The following is an 800-nucleotide window of genomic DNA, read 5'->3' as shown; positions in this document are numbered from 1 at the left end:
AGAGAAAGGACGAGTTGGCATGTAAGCCGGATCCTGTCCACGCGGCGTCTTGCGACGTCGCGATGAGCGGCCATCCATCTCGGCCTGCCGTTGCCGACAGGCTCCAGCGGCCTACCCGCAGGCATCGGACGGGCCGTCCTCGATCGCCTGCGCAGGAGCGGTTGCCCGCTCCCTCTTGGCCTTGCTCCGGGTGGGGTTTACCTAGCCACCCTGGTCGCCCAGGGTGCTGGTGGTCTCTTACACCACCGTTTCACCCTTACCTCCGCTCGAGAGCGGGGGCGGTCTGTTTTCTGTGGCACTGTCCCGCGGGTCGCCCCGGGTTGCCGTTAGCAACCACCCTGCCCTGTGGAGTCCGGACTTTCCTCGAACCGGGTTTCCCCGGCACGCGGCCGCACTGCCAACTCGTCCGGGGGAAGAGTACCTGCCCGGCCGGTGCGGTCTCGGGGAGCGGTCCGGTGGGTGATCGGCTGGAGGGCTTGGGCTGGCGGGGGCTGGCCGGGGTCGGGGTTGATCATCGACCAGGTGCGGTCGCCGGTCTGGCCGGGGTCGTCGCTAATGAGGCGGTAGAGGGGCCAGCCGCCGAGGGTGACCTGGGTGGTGCCGTCGGGGCGGCCGAGGGTGCCGACGAGGCGGTTGTCGATGCCGGTGGTGGCGGGCGGGCCGGTGGTGAGCAGGGGTGCCCAGGTGGCGGTGCACGTGTCGAGGCAGTTCGACGTCGGCGGGTCGGCGGTGTCGTGGGCGTAGCGGTAGAGGAGGTGGTCCTCGCCGTCGACGACGACGTCGCCATGGGGTGGTGGCCG

1 other RNA gene and 1 pseudogene are annotated in these 800 nt (G+C 70.4%); both read right to left on the bottom strand.

The features are described 5' to 3' along the window. Nucleotides 1–6: 6 nt before the first annotated feature. Nucleotides 7–405: RNase P RNA component class A (gene rnpB, locus QMK34_RS47600), an RNA gene on the bottom strand. A 134-nt stretch (nt 406–539) separates the two neighbouring features. Then, a pseudogene (locus QMK34_RS48215) lies at nt 540–800 on the bottom strand (hypothetical protein); the annotation flags it as partial.

The sequence above is a fragment of the Amycolatopsis sp. H20-H5 genome, assembly GCF_035828755.1.
Classification (GTDB): domain Bacteria; phylum Actinomycetota; class Actinomycetes; order Mycobacteriales; family Pseudonocardiaceae; genus Amycolatopsis.
The sequence above is the reverse complement of the archived record's forward strand: the minus strand, read 5'-3'. Positions and strand labels throughout refer to the sequence as shown.